The sequence below is a fragment of the Calditerricola satsumensis genome, from assembly GCF_014646935.1.
Taxonomy (GTDB): Bacteria; Bacillota; Bacilli; order Calditerricolales; family Calditerricolaceae; genus Calditerricola; species Calditerricola satsumensis.
Window position 1 is genome coordinate 1 of the sequence record NZ_BMOF01000090.1, and the last position, 2,735, is coordinate 2,735.

At 60.8% G+C, this 2,735-nt stretch carries 3 protein-coding genes; all 3 read right to left on the reverse strand.

Features of this window, described 5'->3' with window-relative positions; all coding sequences use genetic code 11:
* Positions 1–247, reverse strand: a 247-nt coding sequence (locus IEX61_RS12580) for a hypothetical protein (RefSeq protein ID WP_229725871.1), incomplete at its 3' end; no start/stop codon positions are given.
* Between the two features lie 164 nt (positions 248–411).
* A complete protein-coding gene (gene lysS / locus IEX61_RS12100; RefSeq protein WP_188818234.1) occupies positions 412–1,902 on the reverse strand; it encodes a lysine--tRNA ligase in 1,491 nt (496 codons plus the stop codon).
* 104 nt (positions 1,903–2,006) lie between these two features.
* Complete coding sequence (gene greA / locus IEX61_RS12105; protein WP_054672868.1) at positions 2,007–2,483, reverse strand: transcription elongation factor GreA; 477 nt, start codon at positions 2,481–2,483, stop codon at positions 2,007–2,009.
* Positions 2,484–2,735: the final 252 nt, after the last annotated feature.

Sequence of the window (2,735 nt, forward strand, 5' to 3'; positions counted from 1 at the left end):
GGCGCGCCGCCAGCGTTCGTCCTGAGCCAGGATCAAACTCTCCATGCAAACCCGCCGGCACAGGTCGCCTCCGGACCACGCGCCCGGTTGCGACCCCTCCTCCGGCGGCCATGAAGCGCTTGTCCGAAATCCCGGCCGCGTCGGCTGCGCTGCTTCCGTTTTCAAGGAACCGTCGCCTTGTTGCCGCGCCCTCTCGCGCGGCGGGGATTCCATTACTTAAAATATCATAACACAACACAAAGATCAAGATGCAATTTTTATCTTTTTCGTCGGTGGTGTGCTTCTTTCACAATGCGACACACATTTATGGTTTTATCACAACCCTTGCATGACTGTCAAGAGGATCCCGGCGCGCGGTTCGGACCTTTCCCGGAAACGTCGCCTCGACCTGCACGAAAAAACGCGAACGGGTCACTCCCGCTCGCGCATCAACGGGAACAAGAGCACGTCGCGAATCGACGGGGAATCGGTAAGCAGCATGACCAACCGGTCGATGCCGATGCCGAGCCCGCCGGTGGGCGGCATGCCATACTCCAACGCCTCGAGAAAGTCCTCGTCCATCATGTGCGCCTCCTCGTTCCCCGCCTCCCGCTCGCGCAGCTGGGCCTCGAAGCGCTCCCGCTGGTCAATCGGGTCGTTCAACTCGGAGAAGGCGTTGGCATGCTCGCGCCCGACGATAAAGAGCTCGAAGCGATCGGTAAAGCGCGGATCGGCGGCGTTCTTCTTCGCCAGGGGGGAGACCTCCACGGGATGGCCATACACAAAGGTGGGCTGGATGAGCTTGTCCTCCACCTTTTGCTCAAAAAACTCGTTGACGATGTGGCCGAACGTCATGTTCGGCCGCACCTCGACGCCGTGGGCTCGGGCCAATTGATGCGCCTCGGCGTCGGTCATCGGGCGGCTGAAGTCAACGCCGACGTGCTCCTTGATCAGGTCAACCATCGACGCGCGCCGCCACGGCGGGGTCAGGTCGACGGTGTGGCCCTGGTAGGTGATCACCGTCGTGCCCAGCACCGCAGTGGCCACGTAGGCGATCATCTCCTCCGTCAGCGCCATCATGTCGTGATAGTCGGCATAGGCCTCGTACAGCTCGAGCATGGTGAACTCGGGGTTGTGCTTCGTCGAAATGCCCTCGTTGCGGTAGACGCGGCCGATCTCGTACACCTTTTCCATCCCGCCGACGATGAGCCGCTTCAGGTGCAGCTCGAGGGCGATGCGCAAGTACAGATCCATGTCCAGGGCGTTGTGATGGGTGATAAACGGACGGGCCGCCGCGCCGCCGGCCACCGTATGCATCGTCGGCGTTTCCACCTCGTAAAACCCGCGGTCGTCGAGGAAGCGCCGAATGGCCTGAATCACCTTCGTGCGGATCTCGAAGGTGCGCTTCACCTCGGGGTTCATGATCAGGTCGAGGTACCGCTTGCGGTAGCGAGTCTCGACGTCTTTCAGCCCGTGGAACTTTTCCGGCAGCGGGCGGAGCGATTTGGTCAAGAGGACGAACTCGCGGGCGCGAACCGTCGTCTCCCCTTTGTTCGTCTTGAACACGGTGCCCTTTACGCCCACGATGTCGCCGATGTCGCACGTCTCAAAGAGGGAGTAGGTCTCGTCCCCCACGTCGTCAAGCCTGACATAGATCTGGATACGTCCGGTGCGATCCTGCACGTGGCCGAAACCGGCCTTGCCGTGGCCGCGCTTGGCCATCAGCCGCCCGGCGATGATCACCTCGGGCTGCCGCTGCTCCAGCTCCTCCTTGGTCAAGCCGCCGTACGCATCGTGAATCGCCTGGGCATGATGCGTCCGCACAAACTTGCCCCCAAACGGATCGATCCCCTTCTGGCGGAGGGCCTCCAGCTTCTCGCGGCGCACGCGCAGGAGTTCGTTGCGTTCGGTGTCCGTCGTCATGCTCGCCCTTCACTCCTCCCGTTACGGAAAACGACGCGAGCCACTCCCCGGCGCCCACACCGGGGGCGGATTGCTCGCGTCTTGCGCCCCCTTCCTCGTCGGGATCATTTCTTGATGTCGACGATCTCGTACTGGATGGTGCCCGCCGGCGCCTGCACTTCCACGATGGCCCCCTTCGGCTTCCCCAGGAGCGCCTTGCCCACGGGCGACTCGTTGGAGATTTTGTTGGCCATCGGATCGGATTCCGCCGAGCCAACAATCGTATACTCGACGATCTCGTCAAACTCGAGATCGCGCAGCTTCACCGTCGAGCCGATCGTCACGACGTCGGTGCCCACGTCGTCGCTCTGGATCACGCGGGCGTTGCGCAACATCTTTTCAAGGGTGATGATGCGCCCCTCGATGAAGGCTTGCTCGTTTTTGGCGTTCTCGTACTCCGAATTTTCGCTGAGATCGCCATAGCTGATCGCCGTTTTGATCCGTTCGGCCACCTCGCGCCGCTTGACCGACTTGAGGTACTCCAGCTCCTCCTCCAGTTTTTTCAGCCCGTCGGGCGTCAGGATCACTTCTTTTTCGGACATCGGACCATTCCCCCGTTGCGTTAAGAATTTCCATAAGGATTATATGTTACGGTGGTGAAGGCCATTCGGTTCGCGACGCCCTTTCGCGCCGCCCCCACCCACACTTCACACATGCTTCCTGCCGATGCGCTTGTTCCAATCCCGACGACAAGCATGGTCGTATTGTAAGGAAATCCGCCCCCGCTGTCAACGAACCGCAATCACTCAGCTAAAATCTAACCGAAGGGAGACTGGATCACTCACATCGAAATC